General features: G+C 68.0%; 16 protein-coding genes and 1 tRNA gene. 11 read left to right on the top strand and 6 right to left on the bottom strand.

Going from position 1 to position 14,114, the window contains the following annotated elements; all coding sequences use genetic code 11:
- Window positions 1–50 precede the first annotated feature (50 nt).
- Window positions 51–692: an RAD55 family ATPase gene (locus AC5FRV_RS16810; protein ID WP_493562242.1), complete on the bottom strand. Its 642-nt coding sequence runs from the start codon at window positions 690–692 to the stop codon at window positions 51–53.
- 154 nt (window positions 693–846) lie between these two features.
- On the opposite strand from AC5FRV_RS16810, the gene AC5FRV_RS16805 reads away from it, so the two are divergent.
- Window positions 847–921 (top strand) — tRNA-Arg (locus tag AC5FRV_RS16805).
- Window positions 922–1,249: 328 nt separating this feature from the next.
- Here the strand turns inward: AC5FRV_RS16805 and AC5FRV_RS16800 are convergent.
- From AC5FRV_RS16800 to AC5FRV_RS16785, 4 genes are all read right to left on the bottom strand, one after another.
- Window positions 1,250–3,367: a beta-glucosidase gene (locus tag AC5FRV_RS16800; protein WP_493562241.1), complete on the bottom strand. Its 2,118-nt coding sequence runs from the start codon at window positions 3,365–3,367 to the stop codon at window positions 1,250–1,252.
- Window positions 3,368–3,489: 122 nt separating this feature from the next.
- The gene (locus tag AC5FRV_RS16795; RefSeq protein ID WP_493562240.1) at window positions 3,490–3,825 is read right to left on the bottom strand and encodes a hypothetical protein; all 336 of its coding nucleotides are present in this window, start codon (window positions 3,823–3,825) and stop codon (window positions 3,490–3,492) included.
- A gap of 176 nt (window positions 3,826–4,001) precedes the next feature.
- Window positions 4,002–4,151 (bottom strand): DUF7557 family protein, encoded by a 150-nt coding sequence (locus AC5FRV_RS16790; protein ID WP_493562239.1) that lies wholly within the window; start codon window positions 4,149–4,151, stop codon window positions 4,002–4,004.
- A 131-nt stretch (window positions 4,152–4,282) separates the two neighbouring features.
- Complete coding sequence (locus AC5FRV_RS16785) at window positions 4,283–5,104, bottom strand: DUF7839 domain-containing protein (protein ID WP_493562238.1); 822 nt, start codon at window positions 5,102–5,104, stop codon at window positions 4,283–4,285.
- A 149-nt stretch (window positions 5,105–5,253) separates the two neighbouring features.
- On the opposite strand from AC5FRV_RS16785, the gene cbiT reads away from it, so the two are divergent.
- The 10 genes from cbiT (at window position 5,254) to AC5FRV_RS16735 (ending at window position 13,247) form a co-directional block, all read left to right on the top strand.
- Window positions 5,254–5,886 carry a precorrin-6Y C5,15-methyltransferase (decarboxylating) subunit CbiT gene (gene cbiT / locus AC5FRV_RS16780; protein WP_493562237.1) on the top strand — a complete coding sequence of 211 codons (633 nt, stop codon included), beginning with the start codon at window positions 5,254–5,256 and terminating at the stop codon, window positions 5,884–5,886.
- Window positions 5,883–6,692, top strand: coding sequence for a cobalt-factor II C(20)-methyltransferase (locus tag AC5FRV_RS16775; protein ID WP_493562236.1), 810 nt, complete (start codon window positions 5,883–5,885; stop codon window positions 6,690–6,692). The genes cbiT and AC5FRV_RS16775 overlap by 4 nt, the downstream gene beginning before the upstream one ends.
- A complete protein-coding gene (locus AC5FRV_RS16770) occupies window positions 6,689–7,558 on the top strand; it encodes a cobalt-precorrin-4/precorrin-4 C(11)-methyltransferase (RefSeq protein ID WP_493562235.1) in 870 nt (289 codons plus the stop codon). The genes AC5FRV_RS16775 and AC5FRV_RS16770 overlap by 4 nt, the downstream gene beginning before the upstream one ends.
- A 197-nt stretch (window positions 7,559–7,755) precedes the next feature.
- Window positions 7,756–8,751 (top strand): cobalt-precorrin 5A hydrolase, encoded by a 996-nt coding sequence (gene cbiG, locus AC5FRV_RS16765; RefSeq protein WP_493562234.1) that lies wholly within the window; start codon window positions 7,756–7,758, stop codon window positions 8,749–8,751.
- 1 nt (window position 8,752) lies between these two features.
- The gene (locus AC5FRV_RS16760) at window positions 8,753–9,688 is read left to right on the top strand and encodes a precorrin-3B C(17)-methyltransferase (protein WP_493562233.1); all 936 of its coding nucleotides are present in this window, start codon (window positions 8,753–8,755) and stop codon (window positions 9,686–9,688) included.
- Between the two features lie 3 nt (window positions 9,689–9,691).
- Window positions 9,692–10,657: a precorrin-3B C(17)-methyltransferase gene (cobJ, locus tag AC5FRV_RS16755; RefSeq protein WP_493562232.1), complete on the top strand. Its 966-nt coding sequence runs from the start codon at window positions 9,692–9,694 to the stop codon at window positions 10,655–10,657.
- Window positions 10,658–10,660: 3 nt separating this feature from the next.
- Window positions 10,661–10,924 carry a ferredoxin gene (locus tag AC5FRV_RS16750; RefSeq protein ID WP_493562231.1) on the top strand — a complete coding sequence of 88 codons (264 nt, stop codon included), beginning with the start codon at window positions 10,661–10,663 and terminating at the stop codon, window positions 10,922–10,924.
- Window positions 10,921–11,634, top strand: coding sequence for a cobalamin biosynthesis protein (locus AC5FRV_RS16745; RefSeq protein ID WP_493562230.1), 714 nt, complete (start codon window positions 10,921–10,923; stop codon window positions 11,632–11,634). The genes AC5FRV_RS16750 and AC5FRV_RS16745 overlap by 4 nt, the downstream gene beginning before the upstream one ends.
- Window positions 11,631–12,854: a CbiX/SirB N-terminal domain-containing protein gene (locus tag AC5FRV_RS16740; protein WP_493562229.1), complete on the top strand. Its 1,224-nt coding sequence runs from the start codon at window positions 11,631–11,633 to the stop codon at window positions 12,852–12,854. Before AC5FRV_RS16745 ends, AC5FRV_RS16740 begins: the two co-directional genes overlap by 4 nt.
- A gap of 21 nt (window positions 12,855–12,875) precedes the next feature.
- Complete coding sequence (locus AC5FRV_RS16735) at window positions 12,876–13,247, top strand: DUF3209 family protein (RefSeq protein WP_493562228.1); 372 nt, start codon at window positions 12,876–12,878, stop codon at window positions 13,245–13,247.
- Between the two features lie 150 nt (window positions 13,248–13,397).
- Here the strand turns inward: AC5FRV_RS16735 and AC5FRV_RS16730 are convergent, their stop codons facing one another.
- Window positions 13,398–14,111 (bottom strand): CbtA family protein, encoded by a 714-nt coding sequence (locus AC5FRV_RS16730; protein WP_493562227.1) that lies wholly within the window; start codon window positions 14,109–14,111, stop codon window positions 13,398–13,400.
- Window positions 14,112–14,114 lie beyond the last annotated feature (3 nt).

Raw genomic sequence — 14,114 nt, 5'->3', positions numbered from 1 at the left:
AACAGAGTGAGACTGGGCTCGATAGACGAACGAAGTGAGTCTATCGGGGATTAGGACCCGCGGATTCTGTCGTCGCCGTCGGTCGATGGGAGGTCGACCGACAGCGACCCGTCGAGGTCGGTCTCGACGACGCCGTCGAACAGCTCGCGGATGGTGCCCATCGCCTCCTCGTCGTGGACCGTCGATTCGACGATGGCGACGCCGATGGCGTCGACTTCCTCGATGCGCGTCGTGAGCGCGTGGAGGAACCGGAAGACGGTCTGGAGCGAGGTGTACTGGAGCAGCGTCGTGACGGAGTTCAACAGGACGCGGTTGTGTTCGACCCCGTGTTCGCACTGGAAGTACTCGATGGACTCGGCGAACTTGATCCCGATGCCGGTCATGTCCGTCGGCGAGGACGCGTAGCGGACTCGGTCGGTGTCAGTCGGTGACCTGCCCACGTGTCTGGTGACGCAATCGACGATACCCAGCAGGTCGTCGTCGGCGCCGCTGGCGGTCGCGAACACCTCCTCGACCCGCTCGGCCGAGTCGTGCGTCGAGATGACGATCGCCCCCTCACCGGCTGCCATGCCGTGGCGGAGTATCTCGCGTCCCAGCCGGCGCTTGCCGGTCAACGGCGGCCCGGTGACGAGCACGTTCGTCCCGGGACGGATCGATGCTCCGTCCAGTCGACCACCGAGTGTGTAGCTCACAGGTGGTCCCCCCACAGTCCGTTCGAGTCGATTTCCCGCACTGGTGAAGTGGTGTCAGTCGGCTCCTATATCCTTTTCGTCGTGACCTAACACGTGACACCCCCACTCCGAACCGGGGAGTTTAAACCGGAACCGCAGTATAGCAGTTGGTACAGGGCGCTTAGCTCAGCCTGGACAGAGTGCATGGCTTCGGACCATGTTGTCGGGGGTTCAAATCCCTCAGCGCTCGTAGCTTTTCGCGAACGAACGTGAGCGAAATAGCGGAGGGTCTGAGGGATTTGAGGTAGGCGAGACGAGCGATAGCGAAGTCTCGACGTGGTTCAAATCCCTCAGCGGACGCTCTTTGTTCGTCACGTCCGTTCCTCACAAAATTACGAGCGCTGAGGATTTGAAGTAGACCACGAGGGAGCGGAGCGACCGAAGTGGGCGTGGTTCAAATCCCGAAAGACGCGCAAGCGTGACTTTCGACCTTGGCGAACGCGGGCCGTTCGCTCAGTCCCGCAGCGCTCCGCTACCAGCCACACCGAAAACGAGACAGTGGCTCTCCTCCGACGTCGCTACCGCGAAACGCCGGTCTCGACGCGGACGTCCCGGGAGGACCGGCCGACTTCGACGCCGTAGGCACCGGGGTCGACCGTCCAGCCGTCCGATTCGTCGTAGCGACGGAAGGCCAGGTCGTCGAGCGTGACGTCGACCGTGACCGATTCGCCGGCGGGGATCTCGACGGCGGTGTGGCCGGCGAACTCCCGGAGGGGTCGGTCGACGTCGGCGACGCGCGGCGGGCGGACGTACGCCTGGACGACTTCGCGACCGTCTCGCGCACTGGTGTTCTCGACGGTGACGCGGACCGTCTCGTCGTCGACCATCTCGACGTCACGGTAGTCGAACTCGGCGTAGGAGAGGCCGTGACCGAAGGGGTAGGTCGGCTCGGCGTCCGTATCGTCGAAGTGGCGGTAGCCGACGAAGACGCCCTCGTCGTAGTGGACATCGTCGTCGACGCCGGGGTACTGGTGGGGCTCCGTCGCCGGGTACGCCGACTCGGGCGCGAAGGTGACTGGGAGGCGGCCACCGGCGTCGGCGTCGCCGTAGAGTACCGACGCGACGGCGTCGCCGTCGGCCTGGCCGGGGTACCACGACTCGACGACGGCGGCGACGTCGTCGCGCCAGGGAAGTTCGACGGGACCGCTGGACTGGACGACGACGACGGTCCGGTCGTTCGCGGCGGCGACCGCCTCGACGAGGTCGTCCTGGTCGCCGGGCAGGCGGAGGTCGTCGCGGTCCTCGGCCTCCGTCGTGGCGTCCTGGACGACGACGACCGCGACGTCTGCCGTTCGGGCCGTCTCGACCGCGTCGTCGATGGCGACGTCTCCCGGCTCGCCGTCCCCGTCCTCCTCGTCGTCGCCGAAGATGTCGTCGAAGAACGACGGAATCTCGATCCCGGGGACGCCCTGGGCGTAGGTGACCGTCCCGCGGGATCGTTCCCGGATCCCGTCGACGGTCGGAGTCTCGTCGAACGCCGTCATCTCCGAGGACCCACCGCCGCCGAGCATGGCGACGTTCGCGGCCGGTCCGACCACTGCCACATCCGCGTGGTCGTCGAGCGGGAGGACGCCGTCGTTTTCGAGCAGGACGGTGCCACGGGTCGCGACCGCCTCGGCGATTTTGCGGTGTTCAGGGGTGTCGATCTCCCCTTCGTTCCGCTCGTCGTCGAGGACGCCGAACCGCTCCATCTGGCCGAGGATGCGGGCGACCATGTCGTCGAGGCGTGCCTCGGGAACCTCTCCGGCGTCGATGGCCTCGTCGAGCGGTTCGGCGAACATGCGCGTGCCGGCGGTCTCCGGCGTCGGGAGCGCGTCGGCGTTCCCGAAGTCGATGTCGGAGAGTTCCAGGTCCGGCATGTCGAACGATTCCATCATCTCCTCGCTGGTGATACCGGGCATCTCCAGATCGAGGCCGGCGTTGGCGGCGCCGACGGTGGTCTCCGTGCCGAACCAGTCGGACATGACGAACCCCTCGAACCCCCACTCGTCTTTCAGAATCTCCGTCAGGAGTCGGTGATGGTCGCTCACGTGCGTCCCGTTCACGCGGTTGTAGGCGGTCATCATCGCGCCGGCGCCGGCGTCGACGGCGGCGCGGAAGCCGGGCAAGTAGCACTCCCGCAGGGCTCTCTCGGAGACGTCGGCGCTGACCCTGGTGCGTTTGGTCTCCTGGTTGTTCGCGACGAAGTGTTTCGGCGTCGCGACGACGTCCTCGGACTGGAGGCCCTCGACGACAGCGCTGGCGAAGGCGCCGGTGAGCACGGGGTCCTCCGAGAAGTACTCGAAGTTGCGACCGCAGTGGGGGACCCGTATCAGGTTGAGCCCCGGGCCCAGGAGGACGTCCTGCCCGCGCGCGTTCGCCTCGCGCCCGATGGCCGCGCCCTGCCGTCGCGCGAGCTCGTCGTCGAACGTCGCCGCCAGCGCGATGGACGCCGGGAACGCCGTCGCGGCCTGTCCGGGGGTTCTGACGCCGAGTGGGCCGTCAGCTAGCTTCAGTTCGGGCACGCCGACTCGGTCAACGCCGGGCAGATAGCCCGTCGCCGTTCCGTCCGGGTCGGGCGCTCCGTGGACGAGAGCGAGCTTCTCCGCGCGAGTGAGCGATTCGACCAGGTCCGCGATCCGATCGCTGTGGTCCATAACTGACTGACTATTCAGTCAACCTCCACTTAATTGTTGCTGGCGCCGTTCGCCAGACACCCCTGGTGTGAGGGAGCTAGTCAGGGAACCGACTCGTCGGATTCACGACCGCCGGTGACCTATCAGTCCGCGTCCGGCGCTTCGAGGTCGGTCACATCGATAGCCTCCGCACGCGACTCCTGGCGAGCCGACCTGTTGATCCCCCACTGGGTCATCGCGACGCCGAGCCAGAACACGGCCAGCATGCTCTGGCGCGTCGCGTCGTCGGTGGAGCCGGCCAGAAGCGTCCGCCTGGCCCGAACCGCAGTGATGATTCCCAGTAGTCCCGCGAGAGCACCCGAGTGCAACGCGCTGCGGGCGTAAGCTATAGCCGTCGAAGACACGCCGCTCGTCTCGGTACTGTGGCGCTGACGCGTCGTAGACTCCGGTCCGGTCCGTGCCGTCTGTGATCGTTTCATCGTACGTCCGGGTTCGGACGCCCGACGCATACTTTCGTCGGTCAGGCAACACGTCTGCCGGTTCTCGAGGCTCACGACCTGCGCGTCGTGGAGCCGGAAATCAGCTCGCACACAGCCGAATTCGGAAAATTCTCCGTTCACGTCGTCGGTGGCCTCCAGATCGGCTCCGAACAGACTTATTCGGAGTACCCTTCCTGGAGAAAGCTCCCCTCCGTCTCGTAGACGGACAGGAGCTCGCTGATGAATTCTTCTGGCGTCTCGTCGTCCTCGAGGTGTCGTTCGATTCGCTCTCCCAGTTCGTCGTCGAGTTCGATTTCGTAGCTCATTGGTTTGGCTCCCGCACTGGCCTCGACCGGTGCGTGTGGACAGACGGGGTCTGGAGACAAAAGTCGTCCGTCGGTTCGGCCAGTGTCGGCAGGGACGAGCGGATCCGGAACCTCGGGTCGAACGGTCCCAGTCACTCGCCGTCGTCCGGGACGTCGCGGACCTCGTAGCTGACGTTCTGGTCGCGGAGGCTGTCGGTGTGCGACGACAGCCGGTCGGCAGTCGCGACCAGTAGCACGTCGAGTCCCTTCGTCGCCGCCTCTCGGACGGCATCGGCGCTGGCGAAGCGAATGTCGATAGACAGGCCGGCCCGCCGCGCCGCGACGATGGCCTCGTTCCCGGCGACGGCAACGAGGTCGTGGTCGTCGGCGAACTCGACGATCGCGTCGCCGTCCACCATCTCGCTCCCCCCGTCCTCGATCCGCGGGACGGAGACGATGGTCACCGATCCGTACTCGTAATCGACGACGCCGTCGAAGTCCGTCACGCCGACGTCCTCGCCCGACTCGGCGTCGGTGGCTGCAACTCCGGTTGCAGTTCCCGCCGCGCCCGGCGTCGCGTGGAGGATCCCGTCGCGCATCGACAGCGAGACGCGTTCTCCCTCGCGTATCTCGCCGGTCGCGATCGCCGCGTCGATGTCGACCTGGCCCACGACGTCGTCGGAGACGTGGTCGACGAACTCCCTGAGTTCGTTCGTGTGCGAGATGAGCCAGTCGACGCCCTCCTTGGTGACCTCGTACCGGCCGCGGCCGAGTTTGCGGACGTACTCGCGCTCGACGAGGTCCTGAAGGTAGTTGCTGACCGCCTGCGACGTGATGCCGATCACGTCGGCGATCTCCTGCTGGCTGACCGCCGGCTGGCGGTCCGCTATCTGGACGAGGATCTGGTACTGCGTCGCGTTGCGCTTGTTCCGGAGGACCGACGCGCTCGTCCCGGACGTGGCGTCCTTCGCCATCGACTACCTGTCCGGCGTCGACGTGCAAATACCTTTGCGTTAGTTCGCGCTCGCTTGCCCCGATCGGCGTCCTCCGACGCCTTTACACAATACAGCTTTGATTAGAACAACCATAATTGTTTTACGAGTCACGAAAGTTGCACTAGTCGATGTCCCGCGTTGCGCTCCCCCACGACGCGAAGGCCGGACCGACCAAACCGGAGGTTCGGGCCGTCCTCATGAGTAAACTCGCGCTGTCCGACGCCGACCACTTCGTCGAGGTCGGGTCGTGTACCGGCGCCGTCACCATCGAAGCGGCCCGCCGGGCGGGCCGGGTCACCGCGCTCGAGCGCAAGCCCGACCGCCTCGACGTGACCCGTAAGAACCTCGACGCGAACGACACCGACGCGCCGGTCGACCTCAGGGCGGCCGAAGCCCCGGAGGGAATACCGGACGACGCGACGGCGCTGTTCCTGGGCGGCAGCCGGAACTACGAGGCCGTCCTCGACCGCGCCGTCGCGGCCGGCATCGACAGAGTCGTGATGAACGTCTCGCGCCTGGAAGTCGCCGGCGCGGCGACGCAGGCCTTCCGCGAGCGCGACGTGCTCGACGAGGTCGTCCAGTTCCAGGTGAGCCACGGGTACGAACTGGCCGGGGCGACGAGCTTCGACTCGGAGAACCCCGTCTACATGCTCGTCGGTAGCGCCGACGTCTCCGACGGCGACGACCGGGTCGCCGCGGACGGGGGCCGCACCCCGGCCACCGACAAACAGACCCGTTCCGGCACGGAGGGGTCCCGATGACGCTCTACGGCGTCGGGCTGGGCCCCGGCCAGTCGGATCTGGTGACCGTCCGCGGGAAGCGAGTCCTCGAACGCGCCGACGTGGTGTACTCGCCGGGCCGACTCTCCCGGTCGGTGGCGACGGACCACGTCCCCGAGGACCGCATCGGGGACCTCGACTTCCCGATGACGCGCGACGAGGAGAAACTGCGCAGCGCCTGGACGGAGGCGGCCGCCGCGATCGCGCCGACGGCGCGCGAGGACGACGTCGCGTTCGTGACGCTGGGGGACCCGAACGTCTACTCGACCTTCGGACACCTCCGGCGGACGATGGCGGCGTTCCACGACGACGTCGACCTCGAAGTCGTCCCGGGCGTCAGCGCCGTGACGGCGTTCGCGACGGCGCTCGGCGTCGAGATTCCCGCGGGGTCAGGCCTCGCCCTCCGGGAGGCTGCCGGCGGCCACTCGCCGACTGGACCGGACCGGATGGTCCTGTTCAAAGTCACGGACGCGCCAACGACCCACGAGGGATTGGTCGACGCGGGCTACGACGTGGTGTACGGTCGGCGCCTGTTCATGGAACAGGGCGAGACGCTGGTCACCGACGACCCCGCCGACGTCGACGAGCGCGATTACTACACGCTGGCCTACGCCGATCGCGACGACCCGACGGCCGACCTGGCTACCGCCGCGTTCGAGACGACCGACTCCCCGACTGTGACGGACGGTGGCACGCCGACGGACGGCGGCAGGCCGATGGGCGAGGCCACCCTCGAACAGGCGGAGAGCGAGGCCTGTGGCGACGAACCGCCGGAGGGGAACCGATGACGGACCCACAGGACGCGATGGACGCCGAATCCGTCGAACGCGACCCGCGTGCCCACGAGAGAACCGCAGGCGAGGAACAGGAGGGAATCCCCTTCATCGGTGCCGGCCCGGGCGACCCCGGGCTGCTGACCGTGAAAGGCCGCGATCTCGTGGAGGCGGCCGACCTCGTGGTCCACGCGGGGTCGCTGGTCAACAGCGAACTGCTGGAGGAGTTCTGTGCCGACGCCGAACAGGTGTCGAGCATCGGCAAGGACCTCGAAGAGCTGATCCCGCTGATGCGCGACGCCTACGAGGACGGGCGAACCGTCGTCCGCCTCCACAGCGGCGACCCCGCCATCTACGGCGCCGCCCTGGAGCAGATGGACGCGCTGGAGCGCGAGGGCGTTCCGACCTACTTCGTCCCCGGCGTCACGTCGGCGTTCGCGGCCAGCGCAACGCTCCGGACGCAACTCACCCTGAACGAAGTCGCCAACCACGTCGCGTTCACGCGCCCACAGGGCAAGACGCTCTCCGAAGAAGAGGATCAAATCTCCGAGTTCGTCGAGATGGGCGACGTGACGACCTGTATCTACCTCGGTACCCACGCCGTCCGCGACACGATGGACCGCCTGCTCGACGACGGGCACGACCCCGACAAACCAGTGGCGGTGGTGTACCACGCCTCCTGGCCCGACGAGGACGTCATCGAGGGCACTGTGGGGTCCATCGCCGACAAAGTGGAGGCGGTCGGCTATCGCGCCTCGGCGCTCGTCATCATCGGCGAGGCAGTGAGTGGGGCGGGGTACGAGCGCTCGTACCTCTACGACGGCTGGGCGAATCGGGGATCTGATGGCGAGGACGTGGAGCAGACGGAGGCTGACGACTGAGATGATCTGGAACCGCTATCCAGAACATCCTGAAAGCCCCCGGGCGCTCGACCGTCCGCGACTCGCTGCGCGCGCTCACTCCGTTCGCGTGCTTGCTTCGTCGGGGACGGGTCGACCGCCCGGCCCCTTTCATTCCCGCCCTCGCGGCTGGTCGGCCGGCCACCGCGTGCGGCCGTTTCACCGGCAGGTGATTTTCAATGAGTACTGACACCAACGACACAGACACCTCGGACGCTGACTCGGACGAATCGAGCGGCCACTGTTCCACACCGGACTCAGACGGAGAGGTGGCCGAGGAGATAGCCATCGTCGCCTTCGAGCGGAAGCTGGAGACGGCCGAGGAGATAGTCGACGGCATCGGCGACCGGTACGAGACCATCGACATCGTCGAGTACCACGGCGACGTCTTCGCCGAGCACTGGGGCGAGTACGACTGCTTCGTCGGGCTGATGGCCAGCGGTATCGCGATGCGGAAGACCGCGCCGTTGCTCGACGACAAGTGGGACGACCCCGCCATCGTCGTCGTCGACGAGGAACTCACGTGGGCGATTCCTATCACCGGCGGGCACCACGGCGCGAACCAGGTCGCCGACGACCTGGCGTCGATGGGCGCCGTCCCGGCGATGACCACCGCCAGCGAGGCGACGGACAAGCAGGGCGTCGAGAAACAGGCGAAGGCGCTCGACGCCCACGTCGTCAACGGCGACTCGACGGTGGCGACGAATCTGGCCGTGCTGGACGACGAACTCGGCCCCGTCGAACGCCTTGACGGGCCGAAAGCGGTCATGGTCGGCGACGACGTCACCGTGCTCAAGCGGAACGAGGACGACGGCGTCGTCCTCGGGTCGGGCAGCGTCTCCGGCGCCACGGTCGAGCAGTTTCACGACGCCTGGAAGGCGGCCCTGAACCAGACCGACTACGACCGCGGCGACGTGGAGTTCGTCGCGACGGGCACCCGGAAAGACGACGAAGAGGGAATGCTCGCCGCCGCCGAGGAGTGGGGACTGGGCGTCGTCGCCTTCGAGAAAGAGGATCTGGAGGAGTTCGAGGGCCCCACGCCGTCGCGCTCCAAGGAACTCATCGGCTGGCCGGGAATCGCCGAAGCCTCGGCCATCGCCGGCGGGTCGGAGCACGAACTGCTCGCGGAGAAGACGCGCCACGACGACGCCGTGACCGTGGCGGTGGGGCGGTAGCATGGCCGCCGAAAGTGACCACTCAGCGGCGGACCGAGAACTCGGCACCCTCTACGTCGTCGGCATCGGCCCCGGTCTCCCCCACGCGATGACCCAGCGAGCCAAGGACGTCGTCCAGTCCGCGGACGTCGTCGTCGCCTCGAACCTCTACCAGGAGTTTCTCCGGAAGGACGGGACGCTTCCGCCCGAGAGCGCGACCGTCGAGGCCGCGACGGACGGCGGCAGCGGTGCGATCGCCGGTGGGAACGACCTGATGGCCGCGGGCGAGGAGGGGTCCGTCCTCGAACGAGCCGACGGCTCCCGCCAGTTGCTCATCCGGTCGTCGATGGGGCGCCAGGTCGAACTGGCCCGCGACGCCTTCGAACGGGTCCGCGAGGGCCAGGACGTCGCCCACGTCTCCGGCGGCGACCCGAACGTCTACGGCAAGAGCGACCTGGTGTTCACGATGGCCGACGCCGACGATGCGACGGACGTCCCCATCGAAATCGTCCCGGGCGTGACGGCGGCGCTGGGCGGCGCGGCGAACCTCGGCGCGCCGCTGTCGAACGACTTCTGCACGATATCCCTCTCGGACAAGTGGCGCGGCTGGGACGAGATCGAGGAGAAGCTGCGAGCGGCCGCTATCTCGGGGTTCGTCGTCGTGCTGTACAACTGCTGGCGCAACTACGAGCGGGCGGTCGACGTGATTCGCGAGGAGCGCCACGACGACGTCCCCGTGGCCATCGTCAACGACGCCGGCCGCGGCGCGGCCGGGCGCAACCTCGACGACGAGACCCACACCATCACGACGCTCGGCAAGGCAGGCGACCACGACGACGAGGTCGGCGGCATGGGTACCTCGCTGGTCGTCGGCAACGCCGAGACGGAGACCTGGGAGAACGACTACGAGCGGTACCTCGTCACCCCGCGCGGCGGGCGTGACGTGGAGGACTTCTGAACCATGAGCACCGACAGCGACACCGAATCCGGCTGTGGCGCATCGAGCAGCGAAACGAACGACGACGGGGGGTCGAAGTGCGGCGCGTCGACGAGCGACGACGGCGCTTCGTCGTCGGGCTGCGGGACCTCCTCGTCCGCATCGGACTCCGACGACGAGGAGAAAGTCGGGTCCACCGTCGACGACTTCGACGCCGAGCCGGGCCGGCTCCTCGCCGTGGGTCTCGGGCCCGGTCAGCCAGAGGGGATGACCCAGCGCGCGCGAGCGGCACTGATGGAGGCCGAACACGTCGTCGGCTACACCACGTACATCGACCTGATCCCCGACGAGATAACCGAAGCCGCCGACGAACTGTACGACACGCCGATGTGCGGCGAGGTTTCGCGGACGGAGGAGGCCATCGACCGCGCGCTCGCGGGCAACGACGTCGCCATCGTCGGTAGCGGCGACCCCAACGTGTACGCGCTCGCCGGGCTCGCCCTGGAGATAATCGAGTCGAAGGGCGGCACGGCGTCGATGGTCGACTTCGAGGTCGTTCCGGGCGTCCCCGCGGCCCAGTCCTGTGGCGCCCGCCTCGGCGCGCCGCTGGTCAACGACACCGTCTCCATCTCGCTGTCGGACCACCTGACGCCGATGGCGGAGATCGAGTCCCGTCTGGAGGCCGTCGCCGGCGAGGGATTCACCATCGCGATCTACAACCCGTGGAGCCGCAAGCGCCGCGAGAATTACCAGACGTGCTGTGACATCCTGTTGGAGCACCGCGACCAGGACACGCCCGTCGGTATCGTCCACGGCGCCGGCCGGGACGACGAGCGGGTCGAAATCGTCGAACTGGGAGAGCTGCCCGACCTCGGCGAGACGGATCTCGTCGACATGACCACCACCATCCTCGTCGGCAACGAGGACACCTACGTCTGGGACGACCGGATGGTGACCCCGCGCGGCTACGAAACCAAGTACGACTACTGAGCCATGACTGACACCGAAACAGCGACATACAGCGTCACCGTCGACCGCGAGGCCTGCGACGGCGTCTTCGCCTGTCTCGTCCGCGACCCGCGGTTCGTCGAGGACGAGGACGGCCTCGCCGGCGTCGACCCGGAGACGGCCGCATCCGTCGAATCTGACGGTGAGTTCGTCACCGCGCGGTTCGACGACGGGAACCTCGACCAGGCGAAGCAGGCGGCCGCGGCGTGTCCGCTGGACGCGATATCGGTCACGGAGGGAGTGCGATGAGCATCCAGTCCGGCACCCCGAAGGACCTGCTCGCAGCCCACCCGGAGACCGCCTACTTCTGGGGCCGCGTCGCCGCGGACGGCGAGTGCGAAGACGGCTGCGTGACCGTCCGAACGAACGACGAGACCGCAGCCCGCCGGCTGGCCGCCATCGCCGGCGCAGACCAGATAGACCGCCGGATCCTCGAACGGGAGTACGCCCACGACACGGCCATCACCCGCAAAGAAGACGAGTACGTCGTCCAGGTGCTCGGCGACCTGGCTGACCGGGCCGGCGCCGCGCTCGGCCTTCCCTTCGAGGGACAGCCGGGGGGCTACCGGTTCGACGTCTTCGCCGACCACGACCGACAGCTCCTCCGGGGGCTGCTGGAGGGCTGTGGCACGGTCTGCTTCAGGTCGGACGACGAGGCCGTCGGCATCTCGGCGAGCGAAGCGAGCCGAGGCTCGACAGAGCAGGGCTCTGTCGGCGTCTCGTTCGTTCACGAGGACGAGCGACTCCTCCGGGCCGTCCAGTCGGTCCTCGACCGCATCCCGGTCGACGCGCCCCACGACGACCTCGCCGACGCCTCGTCGGGCTACTGGTTCGGCGTCGACGACGACAGCGTCCCGGCCCTCGGCGAGTGGGTGTACGAAGGCACGGACGAGTCCGGGCTGTTCGCCCCGCCTCGCCGGCGAAAGCTCCGGAAGAGCCTGGACCGGATAGAGCGATGAGCGAAGCGACCGCTGCCCCCGAGACGCTCGACGACGAGGCGGTGCTGCTCGTCGGCCACGGCTCCCGCCGCGAGCAGTCCAACGAACAGGTCAGGGAACTCGCTGCCGCGCTCGAATCGCGACTCCGACTTCCGGTCGACGCCGCCTATCTGGAACTGGCCTCGCCGGCGATCGACGAGGCCATCGCCGGCCTCGCACCGACGGTCTCGCGATTGACGGTCGTCCACCTCTCGCTGTTCGCCGCGAGTCACGTCAAGAACGACGTGCCGCTGGCCGTGACGCAAGCTCGGAGCCGCCATCCGGACCTCACCATCCGGAACGGTGCCCACCTGGGTATCCATCCGGCCATCGTCGACCTGCTGGACGACCGTGCCGCCGCGGTGGAGGCGGAGATGGACGTCGACCGCGAAACCGACGACGTCGCCGTGGTTTTCTGCGGGCGCGGGTCGAGCGACCCCGACGCCAACGCCGACGTTCACAAACTCGCCCGCCTGCTGTACGAGGGCCGAGCGTTCTCGCGCGTCGACCCGAGCTTCATCGGCGTGACGGAACCGGACCTCCCGACGACGCTGCACGACGTCGCGAAACACCGGCCCGACGCCGTCGTCGTGCTCCCCTACATGCTCGGCGACGGCGTGCTGACCGAGCGCATCCGGGAGCGCACCCGGGAGTTTGACGACGAGTACCCCTACGTCGCGGCCGCGCCTGGCGACCCGCTGGGCACCGACGACCGGTTGCTCGACGTGCTGGGCGACCGCTGGCAAGAGGCCCGGACCGAGAGCGTCGACATGTCGTGTGACACGTGCAAGTACAAGGTCGAACTCGACGGGTACGAGGAGGACACCGGCGGCGCGCGGGCGATGTTGCGCGCCTTGACTCACCAGGCGAGCCACGCGGACCGCGAGGACGTCGACGACGACCCGCACGTCCACGACGCCCCGGAGAAGCACGTCGCCGTCTGCACGAACCAGACCTGTGCGGCCGACGGCGCGCCTGCCGTCCTCGAACGGCTCCGGCAAGCCGCCCGCGACTCCGATGCGTGCGACGCACGCATCACGCGCACCTCGTGCCTGGGCCGGTGCGGCGACGGCCCGATGGTCGCCGTCTACCCCGACGGCGTCTGGTACGGCGGCCTCGATTCGGAGGACGCCGACCGTATCGTCTCGTCCCACCTCGACCGGGACCGCATCGTCGGAGATCTCGTCGATCAGACGCTGTAGTCAAACGCACACTCACCAACCATGACTTGCCACGAACTCGAAGCGCTCAGGCTCGGCCTGATGAATGTCCTCGGAACGGAAGACCAGAGCGTCCGCGAGCACGCGGAAGCCGAGCTCGAGGGAGAACTGTCGGGGCCTATCGAGGCCCTCGCGAACGCGGGGTCGCTCGCTGAAATCGAACGTCACTTCGACGCCGCGCTGGTCGATTTGGAGGAGCAGGTCGCCACCGCGGACGCCGACGGCCATGAGTACGACTACCTGCGCGGGCGCCTCGTCGCAGTTCGGGACGCGGAACGCGCGGTTCGCCGGCTCCGAACCCAGGGCGAGGACGTCCTGGCGGGCCTCGGCGAAGCTCACCACGTCCTCCACGAGACGTTCCCGGTCGAGGACTGAACTCACGCCCGAGCGAGGCCCGCATTTCCCGGGGCTGCGGGCGCGACGGTGACAACCGACTGCCGGCTAGTCGATGACAGCACCTCGTCGGCGTTCTGCTGGACGGGTGTGAGAAATTTTTCGTGGGGCACCGCGAACCGGCAAAGTCGTTCAATCGTTCAGGACAGCGAAATCGGCCGCTTCGGTAGACTGAACCGTAGAATCGGCGAGCCACGCGTGGACCCCTGCGAGCGTCGCCCACAGAACGACCTGCCCGAAGACGACCGTCCACCGGAAAGCAGCGACGAGGCCGGCGGGGACGCCTCCGTGGACGGCGTTGGCGGGAGCGAGGACGACCGGGAGGGCGAGCAGGCAGAGCGGTGCCAGCGAAGCCGCGGTCCGGACGGCTGGACGGCGCTCGGCGAGTTTCGTGTAAAGGATTCCCGCGACCACCGAGACCCCGGCGCCGGCGACCATCATTCCGCCGTACCAGGCCGTCCGGGCCCCGCTCGCGAGCGACTGCTCGACGCCCGGTGGCTGTGGCGGCAGCACGAGCCACGGCGCCCCCGAGACGGTGAGGAACCCGGCGCCAGCGAGGACCAGACGCCTCGTCACCGGGTCGCCGGGAAGGACGGGTTCCAGGAAGTAGTAGGCGATTCCGAACGCGACGATGCCGAACAGCAGCCCCCAGAGGACGCCGCCCCCGATACTGACGAGGCTGGTCGTCAGCGACGAGACGGCCGGTTCCCCGGCGTGGCCGTGCCCGGACTCGAACGTCTCCAGTCCGGCGACGAACGGGTTGGCGACCAGCGCGACGAACAGGCCGTAGGCCAGCCCCCCCACCACGCCCGCGAGCGCGCCGCGTTCGAGGTAGCCGGTCGTCATCGG

It is taken from the genome of Halomicrobium sp. HArcel3, from assembly GCF_058933135.1.
This window is presented reverse-complemented; position numbering and strand designations above follow the sequence as displayed.

Bases quoted from the DNA above. Each gene is read 5' to 3' on its own strand.
- AC5FRV_RS16745 (WP_493562230.1), top strand. From the start codon at position 10,921: ATGAGCATCCAGTCCGGCACCCCGAAGGACCTGCTCGCAGCCCACCCG.
- AC5FRV_RS16760 (WP_493562233.1), top strand. From the start codon at position 8,753: ATGGCCGCCGAAAGTGACCACTCAGCGGCGGACCGAGAACTCGGCACC.
- AC5FRV_RS16730 (WP_493562227.1), bottom strand. From the start codon at position 14,111: ATGACGACCGGCTACCTCGAACGCGGCGCGCTCGCGGGCGTGGTGGGG.
- AC5FRV_RS16770 (WP_493562235.1), top strand. From the start codon at position 6,689: ATGACGGACCCACAGGACGCGATGGACGCCGAATCCGTCGAACGCGAC.
- AC5FRV_RS16735 (WP_493562228.1), top strand. From the start codon at position 12,876: ATGACTTGCCACGAACTCGAAGCGCTCAGGCTCGGCCTGATGAATGTC.
- AC5FRV_RS16800 (WP_493562241.1), bottom strand. From the start codon at position 3,367: ATGGACCACAGCGATCGGATCGCGGACCTGGTCGAATCGCTCACTCGC.
- AC5FRV_RS16775 (WP_493562236.1), top strand. From the start codon at position 5,883: ATGACGCTCTACGGCGTCGGGCTGGGCCCCGGCCAGTCGGATCTGGTG.
- AC5FRV_RS16790 (WP_493562239.1), bottom strand. From the start codon at position 4,151: ATGAGCTACGAAATCGAACTCGACGACGAACTGGGAGAGCGAATCGAA.
- cbiG (WP_493562234.1), top strand. From the start codon at position 7,756: ATGAGTACTGACACCAACGACACAGACACCTCGGACGCTGACTCGGAC.
- AC5FRV_RS16795 (WP_493562240.1), bottom strand. From the start codon at position 3,825: ATGAAACGATCACAGACGGCACGGACCGGACCGGAGTCTACGACGCGT.
- cbiT (WP_493562237.1), top strand. From the start codon at position 5,254: ATGTCCCGCGTTGCGCTCCCCCACGACGCGAAGGCCGGACCGACCAAA.
- AC5FRV_RS16750 (WP_493562231.1), top strand. From the start codon at position 10,661: ATGACTGACACCGAAACAGCGACATACAGCGTCACCGTCGACCGCGAG.
- AC5FRV_RS16785 (WP_493562238.1), bottom strand. From the start codon at position 5,104: ATGGCGAAGGACGCCACGTCCGGGACGAGCGCGTCGGTCCTCCGGAAC.
- cobJ (WP_493562232.1), top strand. From the start codon at position 9,692: ATGAGCACCGACAGCGACACCGAATCCGGCTGTGGCGCATCGAGCAGC.
- AC5FRV_RS16740 (WP_493562229.1), top strand. From the start codon at position 11,631: ATGAGCGAAGCGACCGCTGCCCCCGAGACGCTCGACGACGAGGCGGTG.